Source organism: Flavobacterium selenitireducens (genome assembly GCF_014748335.1).
In the GTDB taxonomy this organism is placed as follows: Bacteria; Bacteroidota; Bacteroidia; order Flavobacteriales; family Flavobacteriaceae; genus Flavobacterium; species Flavobacterium selenitireducens.
Genome location: NZ_JAAVIY010000005.1, coordinates 169,853 through 190,195 on the forward strand (window position 1 = coordinate 169,853; position 20,343 = coordinate 190,195).

General features: G+C 48.3%; 22 protein-coding genes and 1 riboswitch. Of the genes, 10 read left to right on the plus strand and 12 right to left on the minus strand.

All coding sequences use genetic code 11. From position 1 onward, the window contains the following. The first annotated feature begins 206 nt into the window (after window positions 1-206). On the plus strand, window positions 207-743 hold the full coding sequence (locus HC229_RS09890; protein ID WP_191020322.1) for a YceI family protein: 537 nt from the start codon (window positions 207-209) through the stop codon (window positions 741-743). Between the two features lie 53 nt (window positions 744-796). Here HC229_RS09890 and HC229_RS09895 read toward each other — a convergent pair whose 3' ends face one another. Together HC229_RS09895 and HC229_RS09900 are read right to left on the minus strand one after the other, a co-directional pair. Further along, on the minus strand, window positions 797-1,453 hold the full coding sequence (locus tag HC229_RS09895) for a suppressor of fused domain protein (protein WP_191020323.1): 657 nt from the start codon (window positions 1,451-1,453) through the stop codon (window positions 797-799). Window positions 1,454-1,456: 3 nt separating this feature from the next. Beyond that, on the minus strand, window positions 1,457-1,765 hold the full coding sequence (locus HC229_RS09900) for a hypothetical protein (protein ID WP_191020324.1): 309 nt from the start codon (window positions 1,763-1,765) through the stop codon (window positions 1,457-1,459). 77 nt (window positions 1,766-1,842) lie between these two features. Between HC229_RS09900 and HC229_RS09905 the strand changes: the two genes are divergently transcribed. Beyond that, on the plus strand, window positions 1,843-2,418 hold the full coding sequence (locus HC229_RS09905; protein WP_191020325.1) for a pseudouridine synthase: 576 nt from the start codon (window positions 1,843-1,845) through the stop codon (window positions 2,416-2,418). Here the strand turns inward: HC229_RS09905 and HC229_RS09910 are convergent. The 4 genes from HC229_RS09910 to HC229_RS09925 are packed head-to-tail and all read right to left on the minus strand — an operon-like array spanning window position 2,396 to window position 5,909. After that, window positions 2,396-2,905: a hypothetical protein gene (locus HC229_RS09910; RefSeq protein WP_191020326.1), complete on the minus strand. Its 510-nt coding sequence runs from the start codon at window positions 2,903-2,905 to the stop codon at window positions 2,396-2,398. The two genes, HC229_RS09905 and HC229_RS09910, sit on opposite strands and share 23 nt — an antisense overlap. Window positions 2,906-2,934: 29 nt before the next feature. After that, window positions 2,935-3,720: an ABC transporter ATP-binding protein gene (locus HC229_RS09915; RefSeq protein WP_191020327.1), complete on the minus strand. Its 786-nt coding sequence runs from the start codon at window positions 3,718-3,720 to the stop codon at window positions 2,935-2,937. Next, window positions 3,720-4,748 (minus strand): iron ABC transporter permease, encoded by a 1,029-nt coding sequence (locus HC229_RS09920; RefSeq protein ID WP_191020328.1) that lies wholly within the window; start codon window positions 4,746-4,748, stop codon window positions 3,720-3,722. The genes HC229_RS09915 and HC229_RS09920 overlap by 1 nt, the downstream gene beginning before the upstream one ends. Window positions 4,749-4,769: 21 nt before the next feature. Next, window positions 4,770-5,909: an ABC transporter substrate-binding protein gene (locus HC229_RS09925; RefSeq protein WP_191020329.1), complete on the minus strand. Its 1,140-nt coding sequence runs from the start codon at window positions 5,907-5,909 to the stop codon at window positions 4,770-4,772. 91 nt (window positions 5,910-6,000) lie between these two features. Next, window positions 6,001-6,176: riboswitch (cobalamin riboswitch) on the plus strand. Between the two features lie 27 nt (window positions 6,177-6,203). Between HC229_RS09925 and HC229_RS09930 the strand changes: the two genes are divergently transcribed. Both HC229_RS09930 and HC229_RS09935 read left to right on the plus strand, forming a co-directional pair. Continuing rightward, complete coding sequence (locus HC229_RS09930; protein WP_191020330.1) at window positions 6,204-8,039, plus strand: TonB-dependent receptor plug domain-containing protein; 1,836 nt, start codon at window positions 6,204-6,206, stop codon at window positions 8,037-8,039. Beyond that, the gene (locus HC229_RS09935) at window positions 8,039-9,091 is read left to right on the plus strand and encodes a YncE family protein (RefSeq protein WP_191020331.1); all 1,053 of its coding nucleotides are present in this window, start codon (window positions 8,039-8,041) and stop codon (window positions 9,089-9,091) included. Before HC229_RS09930 ends, HC229_RS09935 begins: the two co-directional genes overlap by 1 nt. Before the next feature lie 76 nt (window positions 9,092-9,167). Here the strand turns inward: HC229_RS09935 and HC229_RS09940 are convergent, their stop codons facing one another. Both HC229_RS09940 and HC229_RS09945 read right to left on the minus strand, forming a co-directional pair. Next, the gene (locus HC229_RS09940; RefSeq protein WP_191020332.1) at window positions 9,168-9,776 is read right to left on the minus strand and encodes an N-acetylmuramoyl-L-alanine amidase family protein; all 609 of its coding nucleotides are present in this window, start codon (window positions 9,774-9,776) and stop codon (window positions 9,168-9,170) included. Window positions 9,777-9,792: 16 nt separating this feature from the next. Beyond that, entirely contained in the window at window positions 9,793-10,416 is a 624-nt protein-coding gene (locus HC229_RS09945) for an N-acetylmuramoyl-L-alanine amidase family protein (protein ID WP_191020333.1), read from the minus strand. 158 nt (window positions 10,417-10,574) lie between these two features. On the opposite strand from HC229_RS09945, the gene HC229_RS09950 reads away from it, so the two are divergent. Continuing rightward, window positions 10,575-10,952: a nuclear transport factor 2 family protein gene (locus tag HC229_RS09950; protein ID WP_191020334.1), complete on the plus strand. Its 378-nt coding sequence runs from the start codon at window positions 10,575-10,577 to the stop codon at window positions 10,950-10,952. A 2-nt stretch (window positions 10,953-10,954) separates the two neighbouring features. On the opposite strand, the gene HC229_RS09955 is transcribed toward HC229_RS09950, so the two are convergent. Continuing rightward, window positions 10,955-12,379, minus strand: coding sequence for a S41 family peptidase (locus HC229_RS09955; RefSeq protein WP_191020335.1), 1,425 nt, complete (start codon window positions 12,377-12,379; stop codon window positions 10,955-10,957). 150 nt (window positions 12,380-12,529) lie between these two features. On the opposite strand from HC229_RS09955, the gene HC229_RS09960 reads away from it, so the two are divergent. From HC229_RS09960 to HC229_RS09975, 4 genes are read left to right on the plus strand one after another with little or no spacing between them, the layout of a single operon-like run. Continuing rightward, window positions 12,530-13,039, plus strand: coding sequence for an RNA polymerase sigma factor (locus HC229_RS09960; protein WP_191020336.1), 510 nt, complete (start codon window positions 12,530-12,532; stop codon window positions 13,037-13,039). After that, window positions 13,026-13,478, plus strand: a complete 453-nt coding sequence (locus HC229_RS09965; protein ID WP_191020337.1) for a hypothetical protein — start codon at window positions 13,026-13,028, stop codon at window positions 13,476-13,478. Before HC229_RS09960 ends, HC229_RS09965 begins: the two co-directional genes overlap by 14 nt. 20 nt (window positions 13,479-13,498) lie before the next feature. After that, window positions 13,499-14,032, plus strand: coding sequence for a DUF4252 domain-containing protein (locus HC229_RS09970; protein WP_191020396.1), 534 nt, complete (start codon window positions 13,499-13,501; stop codon window positions 14,030-14,032). A 6-nt stretch (window positions 14,033-14,038) separates the two neighbouring features. Further along, on the plus strand, window positions 14,039-14,584 hold the full coding sequence (locus HC229_RS09975; RefSeq protein ID WP_191020338.1) for a DUF4252 domain-containing protein: 546 nt from the start codon (window positions 14,039-14,041) through the stop codon (window positions 14,582-14,584). A 47-nt stretch (window positions 14,585-14,631) separates the two neighbouring features. On the opposite strand, the gene HC229_RS09980 is transcribed toward HC229_RS09975, so the two are convergent. Beyond that, a complete protein-coding gene (locus HC229_RS09980; protein ID WP_191020339.1) occupies window positions 14,632-15,522 on the minus strand; it encodes a MerR family transcriptional regulator in 891 nt (296 codons plus the stop codon). A gap of 252 nt (window positions 15,523-15,774) precedes the next feature. Between HC229_RS09980 and HC229_RS09985 the strand changes: the two genes are divergently transcribed. Further along, entirely contained in the window at window positions 15,775-18,177 is a 2,403-nt protein-coding gene (locus HC229_RS09985; RefSeq protein ID WP_191020340.1) for a hybrid sensor histidine kinase/response regulator, read from the plus strand. Here the strand turns inward: HC229_RS09985 and HC229_RS09990 are convergent. Both HC229_RS09990 and HC229_RS09995 read right to left on the minus strand, forming a co-directional pair. Continuing rightward, complete coding sequence (locus tag HC229_RS09990) at window positions 18,174-19,073, minus strand: DUF72 domain-containing protein (RefSeq protein WP_191020341.1); 900 nt, start codon at window positions 19,071-19,073, stop codon at window positions 18,174-18,176. The genes HC229_RS09985 and HC229_RS09990 overlap by 4 nt on opposite strands. 196 nt (window positions 19,074-19,269) lie before the next feature. Further along, the gene (locus HC229_RS09995; RefSeq protein ID WP_191020342.1) at window positions 19,270-19,863 is read right to left on the minus strand and encodes a dihydrofolate reductase family protein; all 594 of its coding nucleotides are present in this window, start codon (window positions 19,861-19,863) and stop codon (window positions 19,270-19,272) included. Between the last annotated feature and the right edge of the window lie 480 nt (window positions 19,864-20,343).

Below are 20,343 nucleotides of genomic sequence, written 5' to 3' on the forward strand. Positions count from 1 at the left end.
AATGGGTGAACCGCTATTGAAATTTTTAATCGGTCTAAACAGCCGGAAACGAGTCCGGTACACAAAATTACGGAGTGCGCTGCTTCCAATATGCGGCAATTCGCGTTAAAAGAACGGGTCAAACGCGACAAAGCCAATGCCCAAATTTTATAAAAATGACTTGCAGGCGATGCGAAATGAAGCTAACTTTAGGCGAAACTTTTTTTATGAAGACGACATTCTGGGAAATCGATCCCGCTCATTCCGAAATACATTTCAAGATCAAGCACCTCGTCATTTCTACCGTGACCGGGGCATTCCGCCTGTTCAAGGGAACGTTGCAAACAAGTGACAAGGAAAATTTCAACGACGCGAAAATCGACCTGGTAATTGATACCTATAGCATCGATACCAATGAAACCGACCGGGACGAACATTTGAAATCACCTGAATTTTTCGATGCCGACCAATTTCCTGAGATCATGTTCAGGTCAACGTCTTTTCAACACAAATCGGGAGACGAATACGTGCTCCACGGCGACCTGACGCTCAAAGGAACCACGAAAAACATCGCGTTGCAAGTGCTGTTCGGAGGCGAACTTAAAGATGGCTTCGGCCGTTACCGCGCCGGCTTTGAAGTCAACGGATCGATAAAACGGCACGATTTCGATATCGTATACGACGGAATTACCGAAGGCGGCGGGCTCGTCCTGGGCGAAGAAGTCAAGATCGCGGCGAACATCCAGTTCGTAAAGATGGAATAGTTTGTAAAGAACCGAACACCAAGGGAACCCAAGTGATCGGTTCCTTTTTTTGTTTAGGTTCGGTTGAGATCGGTGATAAGCAAAGGATTGTCCGACCTTAATTCTTCGATAAGTTTTGCTACCTCGGGAGCCGTCGGATTGGCTTTGAGCCGTTGCACTTCAGATTCGGTTATCCCGACAAGTTGCAAAAATGAAACCTCTCCGTGGGGCGTCACAATCTTTCCGAGTTTGGGATCGAGCGCAAACACGACGCCCGTAATTTGGGTATCGGTATTCAGGCGAATCGGGCCGTTTGCAGGTATAAAATGATTTTCCTCGAACCAATTCCCGCTGTCGTACACGTAGCGCGCGAGATTGTTCATCAATTGCACGGCCCAAAGGGGATCGGTTTCGTCTTCGGCGAACGGTCTTATGCGCATCGTAAATTCGAAGCCCCATTTGCTGAATTCTCCTCCGTCTTTTTCTGCGTCGTAATACAATTCGGACATGCCGTACGTCACGATATGGCGGTGAAATTCAGGATTGCCGACGTCATAAATGCTGGTGCCATCTATCGGATCCGTTCCTCCTGCGACAAAATGAAGTCCGCAAAGTGGCCCGTAATGGCGAGGCTCCGCACCGGAGTAAAGCGTGTCAAGCGCATCGTCTATCGCTAGCCATCCAACGGCATCATCCTCAGAAAACTGGTTGGTGTAAGTGGTTTTGTCCATGCATTATTTCCGGTTAGGGGAATCGTAGTTGTGATCCTCTCTTCCTTCGATTTTTTCTTCTGACAAATCACTTTTTTTAAGCGATCCGGATTCTTTCCATTTCCCTTCGTCATCTGTCGTGCGTTCGGCGTTGCGAGCGCGGTCGACGGTTTTTTTGTTGCCGTCGGAGTCCGTCTCGGTTTCCTTGACATGCTTGGCCGGATTGTAATCTTCCGGCACGTTTTCACCGCTGAAGCCTTCGTTGAGATCGCCTTTTTTCTGTTCGTTATTCCAGGTCTTATCGCCTAGATCTTTGTTGTGGGTCGTGTCCATGATACTTGTGTTTTATAGAAAAGTACGCCTTTCGGCTGCCGATTGCGAGTGCTTTAACATTGCTTTATCTTTGGCGCATGGATCACCGTCATTTTATCGTTTACAAACCGTTCGGCTTTTTGAGCCAGTTCATCTATGAGAAAAAACGCAGTAAGAAATTACTCGGCGAATTATTCGATTTCCCGAAAAATACAATGGCGATAGGACGTCTCGATGAAGATTCGGAAGGGTTGCTTTTCCTGACCACAGACGGCATGATGAGTGAAATTGTGCGCGGAAAGCAGCTCGAAAAGGAATATTTTGCCCAGGTCGACGGCATAATCGATCAAAGTGCCGTCAATTTATTGGAGAATGGTGTGGAAATCGGCGTCAAAGGAACAAAGTACGTTACCAAAAACTGTAAGGCGCGCCTCATTGAGACTCCGGATTTGCCACACCGCAAAATACGCGATGAACGCCACGGCCCGACAAGTTGGGTTTCCCTTACGCTGACGGAAGGCAAGTTTCGGCAAGTGCGCAAAATGACCGCTGCCGTCGGGTTTCCAACTTTGCGTTTGGTACGCGTCAGGATAGGCGAAGTGGAACTGGGCGACCTTCAACCGGGAAACGTGAGCGAAGTCCCGGATTTGCTTACTCCGAAACCCTTGTCATGAACTCGGCGAAATTGTTCAGGATGGCATTGGCGGTCTTTTCGAGAGAGGGTTTCGCATCGCGATAGTCATCCTTGAGGCGTCCGTCCGGCAGGAAAAAGTCAGCGACCTGAAGCGTCGTGAGGTTTTTTTGGGCGTAAATTTCCTTCACCGAAAACTGGGTCTTGATCGTTTCGCCGAACTCGAGACGCATCGTATACCGAATGCGGTGCTGGTATAATTCCCCTCGATTGCGGTAGTAGAATGCATTGCGTTTGTAAGCGTCTATGGTCATTCCCGCACTGGAAACTTCTGTGATGTCGTATCCGTACTGATTCTTTTCGTTATAGGTTGCCACCCAGTTGCGGACGGCTTCAATGAGTTTGTCCTCGGGAACCGGCGGGCGCTTTATCGTGACCGAAGGAAATCCCTGAGGCTGGAGTTCGAGGTTTATTTGGGAAAAGGCCGGGAGGGCGCACAACAATAACAATGCAATCAGGTGTTTTTTCATGGCAAAAGCGAGTCTATCTCAAATATAGCTCAAAATCCGCGGAAAACAAACCGTTGCTTCTGTTTGTCGAAAACAATCGTTTCGTCATCAAAAAGACGGTCAAATGCACCCATTTTTATCAAATTCTCGGGAGTGTCCTGGATCACGTTGCCGCGGTTCATCACGATCATTTCGTCGCTGAGCTGGATCGCCATTTCTACATCGTGTGTCGAAAACAAAATGCATTTCCCTGTTTCGGAGCTCAAGGTTCTCAGCAGGCGGAACAGCGCGGCCTTATGTTGAAGATCGAGATGAGTAGTCGGCTCGTCAAGCACGATAAACGGAGTGTCCTGGGCAAGTGCGCGCGCGATGAGCACGTTTTGGAGTTGGCCGTCCGACAATTGGAAATGCCGTTTCGCCGATAGGTGCGTGGTGGCGGTCAGATGCAGGGCTTGGTTGACTTTTGCGATGTCGTCGGCTGTCAGTTTGCCGACCCAGTTCGTGTAAGGTTGGCGTCCGAGCGAGACGAGTTCGAAAACGGTTAGGTTGCTCGGCGGCAGTTTTTCGGTAAGCACCAGCGCGAGTTTTTGTGACATTTGGGAAGGCGGATAATCCGATACGATTCTGCCGTTGAGCATGACTTCGCCCGAGATCGGTTTTTGGATCCCTGTCAGCGTCCGCAGCAGCGTCGATTTCCCAATGCCGTTGGCCCCGATCAACGAAATCAATTTCCCCATGCGAAGTGATATGGACACATCCGAAGCGATCACCGAGACCTGTTTTTTGGTTGGATAGCCGATGCTGAGATCCCGGGTAAACAATAGTGGTTTTTCCATCAGTCGAACGTCTTTCTTTTGCGCATCAGCAACCAGATTACAACAGGTGCGCCAATCAGTGAGGTGATCGCATTTATAGGGAGTGTAACGTCGCTTCCCGGAAACTGGCACAAAATGTCGCATAACAATACGATGATGGCCCCGAAAAGCACGGTGGCGAAAAACAGCACTTTGTGATCGCTTGTCCTAAAAAGCAATTTGGCCATGTGGGGAACGACTAATCCGACGAAAGCCACAGGTCCGGCGAAAGCTGTGATGCTTCCCGTCAACAGACTCGTCGCGATGATGATCGTGAACTGGGCGCGTTTGTAATGGAGACCGAGGCTTTTTGCGTAATTCTCACCGAGCAGGAGCGCATCTAACGGCTTGATGCAAAGGACGGCAATCGCGAGTCCAGTGGAAATGCAAACCGCCAGTATCGTTATCGAAAGCCACGACAGGTTGCCGAGATTTCCCATTGCCCAAAACGTAAATTTCTGCAATTGTTCCGCAGTTGAAAAATAGGTCAGGATGCTAACGATCGCACTGGCGAAACTCGCGAACATCAGCCCTACGATCAGGATGGCCATCGTATCTCTAAGTCGTCTTGAGACCGCCAGAATTGCGAGCAAAACAAGAAAACTGCCGAAGCAGGAAGCCAAAATAATTCCATATGACGACAACATCCAGACGCTGAGGATTCCCGGGATCAATCCCGCGCCCATGACGACGAATGCGACGCCGAGGCTCGAACCCGAACTCAAGCCCAATACGTCCGGCCCGGCGAGCGGATTCCGGAACAACGTCTGCATGAGCAAGCCGCTCACTGCCAGCCCGATTCCGGTCAAAACCGCGGTGATGGCTTTTGGCAACCGATAATTAACGATGATGTAGTCCCAGGTTTCCTTGGACGCCTTGCCTCCGGATATGCTCCGGAAAACGTCTTCCACAGGAATGGAAACCGGCCCGTATGCCAAATCCAAAACGAACAGCAAAACCGCCAGGAGCGATAGCAAGAGGAAGAAGCTGCTGTTTTTTTGGTCAGGCATTTCAGGAAGGGTGTTTTTGGATTAATTCAATTTCTCGAAAAAGAAAAGTTCATAATTGGGCAAGAGTTCCGGATGCAGGATTTTTACGATGTCTTTTAGCACAAGATCGGGCCGGTTTGGCGCCAGCTCAAAATAAATCACGCCTCCCGTCTTGCCTTTTTTGGAGCTGAACGAATAGACGTTTTTGGTTTGGAACGCTTTGAATTGGGCGTAGTGGGCGTTTGCCGACTGCATTTCCGTCAACGAAGTGAATTCTCCCGGCCCAATCCAGAATTCGGCATCTTTCGCTTTTTCCAATACGGTCTCGAACGGAAGTGAAAGACTCCCGGTTCCTTCCGAATCCGACCACATATACTGGCCGCCGCCTTGCGCGATGAGTTCGGCTCCCCAACTTTTTCCCTGAGGCAGATACCATTTGTTTTCGAACATGGCGCCAGCAACGACGGTTGGTTTCGTCTTCGCCGATTTTGCAAGTGCGAGGGTTTCATTGTACGATTTTTCGATGTCGGAAAAAATTTTGTCGGCTTTGTCCTCCAGTCCGTAAAGCGCCCCAAAAAGTTTGATCCATTCTGCTTTTCCCAAAGCCGTTGTCTCGTTCCAGTCGCCGTTGAGCAAGACTTTGAGGCCGCTTTTCTCGAGGTTGTCGATCGTCGGGTTGTTGTTGTCGATTCCGTATCCGATGATGACATCCGGCTGCAAATCGATGATGACCTCGGTATTCAGGCTTTGGTTTTGCCCGATTTCCCTTACTTTTTTGACATCGATATTTGCCCGAACTTTTTCGGACGAAATGTAATTGAGTTGAGGAAATCCGATAAGCGAATTTTCAACGCCCAGCATTTCGAGAGACGGAATATGCGTCGTCGAAGTGGCGATGATAGACTTAACGGGAACGTTCACAGTCGTAAACGAAGCCAGGCTGTCAGGTACTTTCGCATCTTTTTCCCTGAGCACGTAAGTGTAGTTTTTGTTGGCGTTCGGCCATGGGTCGCTAACCTTGACAACCGAGTAATCTCCATAATCAAAAATCGAAAGGCCATTGGCGTACTTTACGGAATTCCGGACATCGGAGGCCTGTTTCTTTATTGTTTCCGATTTTTTGCATCCGATAAAAAGCAAACTGAGCGCTATCGCAAAAAACGAAATCCTGAACTGTTTCATGTCTGTAAATTGATTGGCGCAAAGATAAAGCGAAACGTTTGCGCTGTTCAATTTTTTTTGGAACGGGAGTCCGACCGTGATTTTATTCCTACATTTGCACCCGAATCAAGGTTGCAATTTTTGCATGAAAAGGGAATCGGATGCAACGTCCGGGCTGTTCCCGCAACTGTAAGCTATTAGCCTGTCGTCATCTGCTGCCACTGCAAAAGCGGGAAGGCCGACGAACGGGACGCGAGCCAGGAGACCTGCCTTGATTCGCCACAAAAGGATTTTCGGGAAAAAAATCCTCCATGTATGACAGCGAAAAAACTGCTTTCGATTTGCTTTTTGTTTTTGGGTCCGATGCTTTGGGCGCAACAGGATTCGATTGCGTTGTGCGAAGTCGTTGTGGGTGACGCACAATTGCGAAAATTCTCCGATACGCAACACATCATCGTCCTCAACGATTCCGTTTTGGGCCGAAACCAAGGTTCGCTGGCGGCACTTTTGCAATTCAATTCCTCTGTCTATTTAAAGGAAAACGGATTTGGCTCCGGCGTGGCTTCTGCCTCTTTTCGCGGTACGACGGCCCAACAGACGGCTGTCGTCTGGAATGGGATCAACATAAATTCCCAGGTGAACGGCCAAACGGATTTCAATACGATCGCGACTTCCGGTTACGATGAAATTTCGGTGCGGTCGGGCGGTGGCAGCGTGATTTACGGAAGCAGTGCCATCGGCGGGAGCGTGCATTTGTCGTCCGAACCGATTTTTGGCGACCATCTAAGAAATACGATCGAGGCCGTTTACGGAAGTTTCAATACCCAACGTTATCGCTACAAGGCGAATTTTGGTTCGGATAAGTTTGCCGTGAATGCTATTGTTTACCACAACCGATCGGACAACGATTACGATTTCCCGAATTCTACGCGAAAGAATCGCAACGGACAGTTTTACAATTCGGGAATCAACGTTGCATCGGCTTACAAGATTTCAGATCGCAACTTCATCAAATATTTCGGAGAAGTTTACGATGGGGAGCGGCACTTTCCGTTGCTTACTTCATCGGACACCAAGACAAAATACCGTGATTTCAATGCACGCAATCTTGTCGAATGGACGAACGTCGGCAACAGGTTCACTTCTCGTCTGAAAGCTGCTTATCTACATGAGCGATACGGTTATTTCGAGAATCTTGGCACGCCGGCTACGGGATTTGCGACGGTTGAGACGCTTATCGGCAAGTACGATTTTGCGTATAATGTGTCTGATGATATTCTGGTCAATGCCATCGTCGATTATACTTCGGCTACGGGGCGTGGCAGCGATATTTCGAACCATTCGCGTGGAATCGGCTCGGGAGCGCTTCTTTTCCGCCACAAAATATCGCCTAAATTCCATTACGAAGCCGGCATCCGACAGGAAATCACCGAAAATTACGACAGTCCGCTGTTGTATTCCGCGGGAATCCGATACCGTCCGTTTTCGTTCTATTCTGTAAAATTGAATGGCTCGCGCAATTTCCGTATCCCGACTTTCAACGATTTGTACTGGGGCGATGGCGGAAACCCGAACCTCAAACCGGAATCGTCTTACCAGGTCGAAATCGGCAATGAGTTAAAATTCGGCAAGACGACAATTGCGCTGACCGGATATTACATGAAAATACGCGACATGATACAGTGGTTGCCGGGCACGACCTCGACTTGGTTTCCAGTCAATGTGAATCGCGTCGAAAGTTACGGAGCCGAGATAATGCTCGAATCGCGCCAGAATATCGGGCGACATGAATTGCTTCTGAATGCGACTTACGCATATGCGGTTTCCGAAAATGAGAAGACGCAAAAGCAATTGATTTACGTGCCTTTCCACAAAGCGACGGCGAATTTGTCGTATGGCTTCCGGAAATTTTCGGCTCACGTCCAAAGTCTTTTCAATGGGGAAGTTTTTACAAGGAGCGACAACAACAAACGCTATAATCTCGAGGCATATGCGGTCGTGAATGCCGGAATTTGCTATGATTTTGGAAAATCGGATGTGTACCGCATCGGATTCCAGCTTCGCAACGCCCTTGATTCCGAATATGAAACCATGGAAAACCGCCCGTATCCCGGACGACACTGCAATGTAACGCTAACACTACAATTATAATGAAAATCAACAAATGCATTTTTGCGCTGATCGCGGGCTCGGTTTTGCTCGCCTCGTGTAACGGAGATGACGATTCGAACGCGCCTTTGGGTAGCTATGACAACGGAATACTGGTACTCAACGAAGGCGGATCGACGGGCGGGGCGAGCGTGACGTATATTTCGGACGACCTACAAACCGTGCAAAACGACATTTTTACGGCAGTCAACGGTGACGATGTAACATTAGGCTTGTTCCCTCAATCGATTTTCTTTTCCGGAGATCGCGCGTTCATCATTTCGAACGGATCAAACAGGATTACGGTGGTAAACCGTTACACATTCGAGAAGGTCGGAGAAGTGACGAGCGGCTTGACCGTTCCGCGCTACGGTGTGGTATACAACGGCAAGGCATATGTGACGAACTCCAATTTGTTCACCAGCCCTACAGACGACTTCATCGCGGTCATCGACCTGAACACGCTCACCGCTGGGACACCCATTCCGGTCAACAACCAGGCAGAGCGCATTATCGAGGAAAACGGCAAACTCTATGTTTCGGGCGGCTTTTACGGAAGCGGCAACGTGGTGTCCGTGATCAATACCTCGAATCAGCAGGTCACGGCGATAAACGTCGGAACGGCTCCAAACTCTCTCGAAGAAAAAGACGGCATTTTGTACGTGCTGTGTTCGAGCTGGAACGGGCCGGGCAAGATTGTGAGGATCCGTCTTTCGGATAACGCGCTACTTGGCGAGATGGCGTTCGCCGAAACCATGGTCAACGCCCAAAACCTTGATATCGAAGATGGTTTTATCTATTTTACGGCCGGGCCGAAAATCTATAAGGTCGATCCGTTCCTGGCTTTGGCTGCCGATACGCCACTCATCGATACCGGGTCTGAGTCAAGTTACATCGGATACGGGTTCGCGGTAAACGACGGCAGGATTTACATCGCGGAAGGAGCCGATGATTTTGTGTCCGATGGGAAAATTTTTATCTATTCTGAGAACAATGGAGCGCTCGTAGACGAAATTCCGGTCGGGCTCGGGCCTAACGGATTTTATTTCAACTAATTTTACCAGTCATAAAAAAGCCGACATCAACGTGTCGGCTTTTTCGTTTTTCACAAAGTCGCTGATGCAAGGCGTCTTATTTCGATTCGCTGATAAACTCGAGAATCGTCGCGGCTATCCTGTCCTGTTGTTGTTCGGATGTCAGATAATTGCGATCGCTTTCATTTGTAAGAAAGCCCAACTCGAGCAGGACCGCTGGTGATTTCGAATTCTTCAGCACATAAAACGGCGCTTCCTTGGTGGGCCGCAACTTGAAATTCTCTTTTTGGAGTTTCTCCGAAAGTTTGGTCGCGAAATCCATTGACCTGGTTTTTTGCGCATGGTCTTTTCCTACGTAAATTTCCATTCCGGAGGCGGTGACGTTTTTGTTTCCCTGGACGTGTATCGAGAGCACGAGATCTGCGTCAAGCGAGTTCACAAATTCGGTCCGGGCGCTCAAATCTTTGAATTCATCGGAATCTCGCGTAAGGTGAATCTCGATTTCCTTGTCGGAATTCAACGCTTTGATTTTTCGGGAAACGGTTTCGGTAATCGATTTTTCCATCGCAGATTCGTGAGTGACGCCATAATCTTTTCCGCCGTGTCCCGCATCGATTACGACGACGAACTTATCGGCATCCGGCGAGATGAAGGCGAACGATATTGCGGCCGCGACAATTGCTGACAATCCTAAGGTTTTTTTCATACTGCTTATTTATTGGTTATGGTTTCAGGTCGTTGACGCATTCGAGGATCGTACGCGCGATGCGGTTCTGCTGTTTTTCGTCCGTGAGGTAATGGCGATCAAGCTCGTTCGTGAGATAGCCGAGTTCGACGATAATGGCCGGCGCCTCGGATTTTTTCAACACATAAAACGGCGCTTCCTGTATTTCCGAAACAGCAAAATGATGGTTTTTTTTGATGCGGTCGGACATTTTCCTGGCGAGTTGGAGCGCTTTGTCTTTGGACGCATTTTCTTTGGCGATATAGAGCCCAATGCCCGATTTCGCGGAATCCTTGCTCGCGCTTACGTGCAGCGAAATCACGAGATCCGGTTTGATGGAATTGATAACCTGGGTGCGCTCTTGCAGCGTTACGGGAATGTCCGAGGCGCGCGTAAGTACGATTTCGATGTTCTGGTTTTTGTTGAGCGACTTGATTTTTGAACTTATCTGGGCGACGATCGCTTTCTCCGTAAGGTTTTCGAAAGAAGCTCCCGAATCGTTTCCGCCGTGTCCCGCGTCAATTACGACCTGTATCTTTCTCGGTTCTTCGTGTCGATTGACGCTGAATGCGAATGCCGAAAGTACGGCGAAAGACAATACAATCTTGAGAGCAATTTTCATATGGGAGGATTGAGCTATTGTGTTAACGCGGAAAATCCGACAATAATTGCAAAATAGTTCGAAAAAAAATCCGAATGTCCCTCATACTTAAGAGTTTTGAACGAACATATCCACAATTGGAAATGAAATGTTTAAATTGGCAATCTACCCATCGTAACATGTCTGAACTTGAAAAAATCGTACGGGATTACGTCGAGGCTTACAATAGTTTCGATATTGACGGTATGCTCGAAAATGTGTACGAAAACGTTGTTTTTGAGAATCTTGAAAACGGTAACATCACGTTGCTTCTCAACGGAGCCGACAGTTTCCGTCAGCAGGCAGAACTTTCCAAATCATTCTTTTCAGAACGCGAGCAATTAATAGAATCGTTAGCCCAGACTAACGAAAGGGTCGTGATCGGGATTCGATACACGGCCGTACTCGCCATGGATTTTCCGAATGGGATGAAAAAAGGGGAACGGCTTTCGCTGTCAGGCGAATCGATTTTTGAGTTTTCGGATGGAAAGATCATCCGTCTGACCGACCGCAGCTGAACTCACCGCGGAATTCTGCTCGTATACATTTGGTCGCGCAGCCCGTCGAGCGATTTGGAATCTTTGAAAGGCGTGAAGGTTTTTGTCGGAGATTGCCGTATCATCCGCCCGTTTCCGGTAATGATTCCGATGGCCGTCGACAACAGCGGCTCGTCTGTAGTTCCGATGACGCCAAGATTTCCGAGATCTTCAATGTAATCGTAATTGGGCTCAAGTCCACTTGCATAGTCTCCAAAACCGTTTTTGTCTACCACTTTTAGAACAATTGGCTGCATCGCGTAATAATGCGAGCGATCCGCACCTTTTTTTTGGAATGAGGGCGAATCGTAAAGCGTGACCGACCCTACGTTTTTTCCCGTGGTGACATCGCCTACCTGAACGACATTTACGTATGGTTTAAGGCAAGAAATGACCAATTCGCTTGCCGAGGCCGTACTTTTGGAAGTGAGGATGTAAACGGTGTTGAGTTCGAGACTGTTTGCGGATGCGTTGTTGATTTCGTCGGTGAAGCGGTTCACAAGCGCGTCTGCATTTTGGTCGCTCCAATAGTCCATCAGCTTGTCGTTCCATTGTTCTTTTGCAAAAACCTGTCCGTTGAATTGTCCCGTGATCATGCTCGCGAGATACGTCGCGGTCTGGATCGATCCGCCGGAATTGTAACGCAGGTCGAGAACCAAATCAGTGATGTTTTGCGACTTCAGCTGGCCGAACGCCTGGTTGAGCGCATTGTCGTAATTCGGATAAAAACCGTTATACATCAAATAGCCGATTTTGTGGTTACCGATATTGAAAACCTCGCGCTGGTAAACCGGATTCTCAGAATAAACCGATTTTGTCAGCGCAACCGATTCTCCGTTGGGCGTGATGTTGCCGTTGTCGTAATCGGCCAGGTTGAGCGTATAGGTTTGCTGGGAAAGCAATTGCTGGTAATTGTCGGACGTCAGTGGCGTTCCGTTGACGGCATAGAAAATATCGCCACGGTGAATGTCTTTTGTCGATGCATCGGAATTCGGCAGGATGTAACGCACCCATCCGAAAATATCGGTAGTGCTTCCTGTTTTATAGCGCAATGCGAAGTCGACACCGTTATTTCCCGTAGTTCCGGAAAGCACGCCTTCGAGAATCCGGTAATCCGAATAGATCACACTAAAACGGTCAATCGACGTATCGACACGCAAATGGTTGAACAATGCCACCGGTTCGTTGTTTTGGGCGAGCCACGCATTGAGTTCAGACTGGTTGGCGAACCGATTGTCGTCGAGATCGGGAACCTCTTGTTGCCATAGATAATAAAGATTCATGCCTTTCCATACGAAGTCGGTGATGCGCACGTCATTCGGGACGTGGTTGGAATCGTCGGGTTGGCACGACCAAAATCCGAACGCAAAAAGCAACATCGATAGTGAAAGGACAAGATTCTTTTTCATGGGAATGTAAATTAGCGGACAACGCAAGTCGTTCCAAATCAAATAAACGAATAAACAAATAAACGAATAAACAATTTTTTCAGTTTCGTTTGTAACAAAAAAAAACAACCCTCGTCTGGACTTTATAACCGACCAAATAAGCAAACCAAAATGAACCAAAACGAGTTCATACAAATCGTAAATCCGTTCAAGGATAAAGTCTTCCGCCTCGCCAAGCGTTTGCTCGTGAGTGTAGAAGAAGCCGAGGACGCCACACAGGAAGTCATGGTCAAGCTGTGGACCAAAAACGAGACGCTGCCAAATTACAACAGCGTCGAAGCTTTGGCAATGACGATGACGAAGAATTATTGCCTGGACCAGTTGAAGAGCAAGCGAGCCAGCAACCTGCAACTCGTCCATAGCAATTACAGCGACCGTTCGCCTTCGGTACAAAAGCAGGTCGAGGACCGCGACCGATGGGCCTGGATGGAAAAAGCGATGGGTGATCTGCCGGAACAACAGAAACTCATCGTACAACTCAGGGACATTGAACAATATGAATATGAGGAGATCGCTTCGATGCTCGACATGAACGAAACGGCGATTCGCGTCGCACTTTCAAGAGCGAGGAAAGCACTCAGGGACAAAATGACTAAAACGGAAAATTATGGAATTGCATAAAATAGAATCACTACTCGATAAATACTTTGACGGGGAAACCTCCTTGGCACAGGAGCGCGAATTGCAGGAGTATTTCACTTCACCGGATGTTGCGCAGCATCTCGAACAATACCGCCCCATGTTTGGTTACTTCGCCAAAGAAAAGGAACAACGATTTGACGGCACCTTGCCTTTAGAACCCAGAAAACGCAAAGTCGTGGCTTGGCTTTCGGTAGCCGCTTCGGTCGCTGTCCTGTTGGGCGTCGGGAAATTCGCTTATGATAATTTGGGGAGCCAGACGACTCCGGGTGATCTGGGCACGTATGACAATCCCGAGCTTGCGATGAAAGAAACGCAGAAAGCACTCGATTTGCTGTCAGGGCATTTCAACAAAGGTGTCGAGAGCGTTTCCTACATCAACGAATACGAACAATCAAAAGACTTAGTTTTCAAAAAGTAAAATCCAAAAACATGAAATCGATTAAAACCCTAGTACTTACAGTAGTTTTCGCTTTAATGCCAACACTGTTTTTCGCTCAGACCGCTTTCGATAAATTCGACGGTCAGGACGACGTCACCGCTGTAGTCGTGAACAAAAAGATGTTCAAGATGATGGGAGACGTTAAAAGCAAAGAGAATCAGCAATATTTGAACCTGATCAAGAAACTTGACAACCTTCGCGTTTTCACCACCCAAAGTGCAAGGGTGACGAGTGATATGAAGGCGACTTCCGAAAAGTATATCAAGTCTGCCGGATTGGAAGAACTGATGCGCGTTACCGACAAAGGCCAAAATATCAAAATTCTGGTAAAGTCAGGAGCCACCGACACGAATGTGCGCGAATTGCTGATGTTCATTGAAGGCGCAGGTAAAAACGAAACAGTTCTTATGTCGCTTACCGGCAACTTCGACCTTAACGATATTTCCCTGTTGACAGACAAAATGAACCTGCCCGGAGGTGACAATCTAAAAAGCGCGACCAAAGGATCAAAGGGCACAAAAGGAGCAAAATAAAACGACATGAAACGATTCTTGACATTGGCTTTGGCCATTACAGCACTGGCTTCGTGCAGTTCGGAGCCTTCTCTCCAGAAATATTTCGTGGAGAGCCAGGAGAAAAAGGATTTTGTATCGCTTGACATCGGATCGTCCATTCTCCAGGTTAAGCAAGACGCTCTTACAGAAGAACAACGCGAGGCTTTGAAAACATTCGAAAAAGTGAATGTCCTGGCGTTTCAGGCCAATGATTCGAATGTTACGGAATACAAGGCGGAGTCTGAAAAGGTCAAAAAAATGCTCAAGAGCGAAAAATACCAGGAACTGATGCATTTCGGATCCGGAAAGGACGGCGGTTCCATCAGCTATGTCGGCGCCGATGACGATATCGAAGAATTCGTGATATTTGCCAATCGCAAGGAGAACGGTTTCGCCGTCGTCAGGGTGCTTGGGGATAAGATGTCGCCGAACTCCATAATGCAGATGCTTCCGTTGCTTCAATCGTCGAACTTCGACATGGAACAGCTAAAGCCATTGCAAAAGTTGATGCAGCCGGGCATACAGCCGTAAAAACCAAGTTCGATAAATGAAAATCAGCGCTCTTCGGGGCGCTTTTTTTATAACAATTCCACGGCAGATTTCAACGACTGGAACACGGTAAGCCTCGGACGAGAACGCTCAATGGCGCCACTTCTCTTGCCAAAAATCCATAGTTCCGAACTCGTTCCCATAATTTGCGCGTACACCTGATCGATGTAACTTTCGACTTCATCGGGTTTGGGCTCGACCGTGAAATAAGTCGCAAACGTAACTTCTTTAAACGTATTTTTCATCTCACTCAGGCTCGACAACGGAATACCTTCGCCTAGATAGATGCTGCGATAACCGCGGGAAATAAGTTCGTAATGCAAATACAGCAGCCCCATTTCGTGCATCTCATGTTGAGGAAGAAACAAAACGAAGCACCGTTCGCTTTTGACGACCATCTCTTTTTCCGCTTTTTCAGTCTGGCAAAACACTTTTTGGCGTACGAGGTTGCAGATGAAATGCTCGTGGGCAGGCGTGACTGTTCCGCTTTGCCACAACAATCCGATCTCGTCCAAGAGAGGCAGGAAGACTTCGTAAAACACTTTGTTGAATGGCTTTTCGGATAACAGGCTGTCGTAGGTGTTAAAAAACATTTGCTGGTCAAAATTCATCATGGCCAGTTTAAACGCATTAAGCGCGTGGTTTTTAGCGCTTTTTTCCGAAATGATCTGGCGCACCATTTGCGGGATCCGTTCTTCCCCAAAAGTCCCGATTTTCGAGATTTTGTAGCCGTGTTTGTGAAGCAGTACCACATTCAGCAACTTTTTCAGGTTTTCTGAATCATAATACCGGATATTGGTATCGGTGCGCATCGGATTGAGGATTCCATAACGCTTTTCCCATATCCTGATGGTATGCGCTTTGACGCCAGAGAGATTTTCGAGGTCGCGAATGCTGAATTTAGTCGAAATTGTGCCCATAAATTGAGTAATTGGATTGAAGTTACTACAAAATTTCGTTCGCGGATTCTAATCTGAAAATGATGTAAGACTAAGCGAAAATGGTAAAAGCCGCGGGCATTCCGAAGGTCAGAATCGGCGGTTTTGACCTTAATTCACTCACAAATATCCTGATTTGGGCTTCCCGAGACATTAATTGATGTTTTTCTGACACTTTTTTTGTTATTGTTAGGAAAGTTTGCTAAGTTTCGCCACCCAAAAACACCTACTACCGTGAGAACCCTGATCCTCGCGACCGTACTTCTTATGTTCGGTCTGCCCGTAAAGGCGCAATTCGTTTTTTCAAACGGCACGCTTCCCGATGAAGTATCGATCCTGGACAAAGCTTACATCGCCAATGTCGGACATCAAACACTTTCGCTCGAACAGGTAAAAAGCGGCAAAATCAGCCATGCGTTCAAGCCACTTTCGGGAAAATTGGGCAATTTGGGCTTTACCGACGCGACGTATTGGGTAAAGTTCGATTTGGTAAACAATCTCGACGTGCCGCTCCAATATTACCTGGAAACTGCTGAACCTGTTACCGACAATGTCAACCTTTATCTCGTCGACGAAAACGGGCGTGCAACCGTGCAACGCAGCGGCGACAATCTCGATTTCAGCCAACGCGCCGTAAAGAGCCGAAAATCCGTTTTTGATATTTCGCTAGCCAAAGGCCAAAAAGTAAGCGCGTTTCTCGAGATTCGCAACGATGGTGAGAAAAACAATCTTCCGCTAAAGCTTATCAAGCCGACCAGAATACTCGAGGAAACCTATCACGACCAGTTGCTCATCGGGCTTTTCTTTGGAATATTGTTGGTCATCGCGATCACTTATCTGTTTTTTTATTTCGCGTTAAAGGAAATTTCGTTCCTGCACTATTCCCTTTACGTATTTTTTATGGCGCTGTGCCAATTCGCGCTTGACGGGTTTTACCATCAATACGGAGGCGCGGGCCATTCCTGGCTCGATCGTCATATCGTGATCCTTTCCGCCATTCTGAGTTGTTACTTCTTCGGAAAATACAGTGTCACGGCGTTATCGATCAAACAGCAAAACCCGGTGTTATATCGCTGTTACCAGGCACTTTTCGCGGTATTGGCCGTGGAGCTCATCGCGATTATCGCATTTCCGTCGTTTTTGCCGTTGGCGTATCCGATAATCAACGTGCTGACACTTGTAGGAATCTTGCTGATTTTTGCGACAGTAATCGTAAAATTGCTCAGGAGACAGCCAATCGACCGGTTTTACGTCGGCGGGATCGTCATTTTATTTCTTTGCATCGCGATGGCCGTGCTCATGAATTTCGGATTGTTTCCACAGGACTTTTCGATGGATAACATTACCAAACCAGGGATTGCACTTGAAATCATCGCACTTTCGCTATCGATGGCCAACCGAATAAAACTGCTGAAGACCAAAGAGGAAGAACTCCAGGCGGTTGCGCTCCAGAAGTCAGAAGAGATGAACGACATCAAATCCTATTTCTTGTCGAATATGAGCCACGAACTTCGCACGCCTTTGAACGCGATCCTGGGATTGGCAAGCGAAATGCATGAAGAGACCGACAACGACAAGATCCGTTTTAACTGCGAAGTCATCCGCTACGCTTCTTACGGACTGATTTCTTCGGTAAACGACATCCTCGATTTTTCGCGTATCGAGAAAGGGGAACTTCGGCTTGACCGGATCGAATTCGAAATCCAGGACATCCTCGAAAAACTCAGCGGAACCATGCGCAAACAAATCCAGGACAAAGGACTTTCGTTTACGTTTTCAAGTAATGTTGAGGCGGGCACGTCGGTTTTTGGTGATCCCGTCCGGCTTGAGCAAATGGTGTACAACCTGCTGGTCAACGCCTGTAAATTTACGGCGGAAGGTTCCGTCCATTTTGGCGTAGAGGCCCAAATAGAAGGTCAAAAGATGTCGCTCTCAATCAGTGTTTCCGATACCGGAATCGGCATTGCGAAAGAAAAACTGGAATCCGTTTTCGGGCTTTTCTCCCAAAGCAACTTCGACAATAAACGCAAGTTCGGCGGATTCGGCATCGGCCTGAGCATCGTCAAATCGCTCGTGGACCTACATTCCGGAAAGATCAGCCTTGAAAGCCAACTCGACAAAGGTACGACCTGCAGATTGCAACTCGACTACGAAATCGCGTCCCAGGCGTTGAAGCCGGTTTCGTCTCTTCCGGAAAGCAATGAAAAGGCATACGAAGGCAAGAACGTGCTTATCGTCGAAGACAACGCGATGAACCAAATGGTGATCAAGATGATCCTGAAAGGGTTAAAAGGACTCACTTTCGCGGTGGCCAATGACGGCTCGGAATGTCTTGAGATGATGAAAGAGCAGCAATTCGATTTGGTCTTGATGGATCTCCAAATGCCGGTCATGGACGGTTACGAGGCAACCCAAGCCATACGTGCCGGCGAGACGGGAGCGTTGAATTCAGCTATCCCGATCATCGTCGTGACGGCAGATATCACGCCGGAGACACGCGAACGCGTTTTTACCCTAGGCGCCAATGATTACCTCACCAAGCCCGTCGACAAAAAATTACTTTACGGGAAAATTGACACCGTATTCTTTGGGGAAACCCTCCAGGAAGTCTTCCAAATCAACAGGGTCGCGGTCTAGTCGCCGTCCAGCATCGATTTCTGTGCAGGTTGCCTGGCAGGAATCGGCAAATCAAGATCGAACGCCTTATTGGCAGCCAAAGTAAAGTGTTCAGACAGCAAAGGCGATTCGAGCTCTATGTTCTGGTGAACGAAAAAATACAGCTTTTGCAACCCTTGATCGCGCCACTTTTGTATGCGCTGCGTCCAATCGTCGAGACGGGTGTAATCGCTGGGATGGTTCGCACCCACAAAACGCACGAACGCCACCGGACTCGTCAGTCTCATATGCAACATATCCCGCCTTCCGGCCGTATCGACAATGATGTTGGCCATACCGAGTTCTTCGAGAAGATTCTCGTAATCGGTTTTGGCCTTTGCATCCGAAAACCATTCGCTGTTGCGCACTTCAAGACCGAGCGGAACGCCTTTTGGGAATTCGCGCAACGTCTTCTCGAGCCGGGCGAAATCCTTCGGCTTGAAGTTGTCGTGGAGCTGCAAAAAGCACATACCGAGTTTTTCACCAAAGTTGCTCACCGCGTTGCAAAAATTATCGACAGGCTCTTTTACGTCAATCAGTCGCTTGAAATGAGAGATGGTATTGGTCAATTTGGGAAAGAACTTGAAATTGTCGGGAGTCTTGTTCTTCCAGATCTCAACTTGTTGCCACGTCGGCATTCCGTAAAATGTAGCGTTGAGCTCTATCGAATTGAACTGGGTCGCATAATAACTCAGTTCATCTTTCGTCCCTCTCGGATAAAAACCCTTCAATTCGGTTCTATTCCACTTTGCGCAGCCGATGTAAACCTCAAAAGGTTGATCTGTTTTGGCGGCTGAAAGCACACGCGCGGTCTCTGGGGCATCAGGCGGTAGCGTGAAATCCACTTCACCGGGATTGGGAACTTGACCAAAAATCATATACGATTACTTTTTAGCTAAAATACATTTTTTATGCAGCTGATCCGGCTGTCCGCGTCAAGCTTTTTTCAACATACCGCATTTTTCAGCGCCCAAAACGAGCTTCCTCCGGGCGCTGTTTCAGACGCGAAAAATAGCGGTATTTTTTCAAAAGGCTTTCTGCGACATCCGGGCTGGGCCGCGGAGTTAAGGGTCGTTATCCTCCAACGGTACCGGTCTCCACGTCACCGGCCCGCTCGTATCGCGCGATGATCACGCCTTTTGTCGTCACGGCACTTTCCGCAAGCGAGAATGCCGCCGGAATGGGTCCGTCGGTAAACAGTTTTTTCCCGTTGCCCAACGTCAGCGGATGGATCATCAGCCATAACTCGTCTACCATGTCATTCCGGAGCAACAGTTGGACGATTTTGCCGCTGCCCCAAACCTGGATGTCGGCTCCGTCCGATTGCTTGAGTTTTTTTACGTCCGCTACACTGTCTATGAAAATACAGTTCTTCCAATCGGTATCACGTCTGGTCCCCGACAGCACAAATTTGTTCACCTCGTTGATCGTGGGCCAATTTTCGGTGTGTTGCGGCCAATACCGTTCCCATATTTCAAATGTTTTGCGGCCAATCAGCAGGTCGGCTGGTTGCAGTAGCCGTTGCATGATTTCTGCCGAAACTTCGTCGTCATATGGCGCGATCCATCCGCCAAACTCAAAACCATTGGAACGATCTTCGTCGGGAGTGCCCGGGGCCTGCATGACGCCGTCTAAAGTAATCATCGACAAAACGGTTATTTTTCTCATACATCCTTTTGTGAAATATAAAGTTCGGGAATTAAAAACTTCCGTCGATAACGCATTTGCGACAAAATGGGAGGTAAGATGCGACGCGGGCTGATTCGGCTGCGCGGTGTTTGGCGATTCCGCTGTGCGGTGTCTAGGGTTGGACTGAGATGTTACGTTGTGGGCGATCCCGCTGTGCGGTATCGGGAGGTGGGATGCGATTCCGCTGCGCGGTATTTGGCGATTCCGCTGCGCGGTGTCTAAAGTGGTTCTGGAATGTTTGTTGTAGGCGATCCCGCTGCGCGGTAGTTCAGGTTGGGTGTCCGCTGCGCGGTATTTGGCGATTCCGCTGCGCGGTATCGGGAGGTGGGATGCGATTCCGCTGCGCGGTGTCTAGGGTGGGTCTGGAATGTTTGTTTTAGGCGATCCCGCTGCGCGGTATCGCATGGTTTTTGGGTTTGGGACGGCCAATCTCGTTCACGAATGGGATTCCGCTGCGCG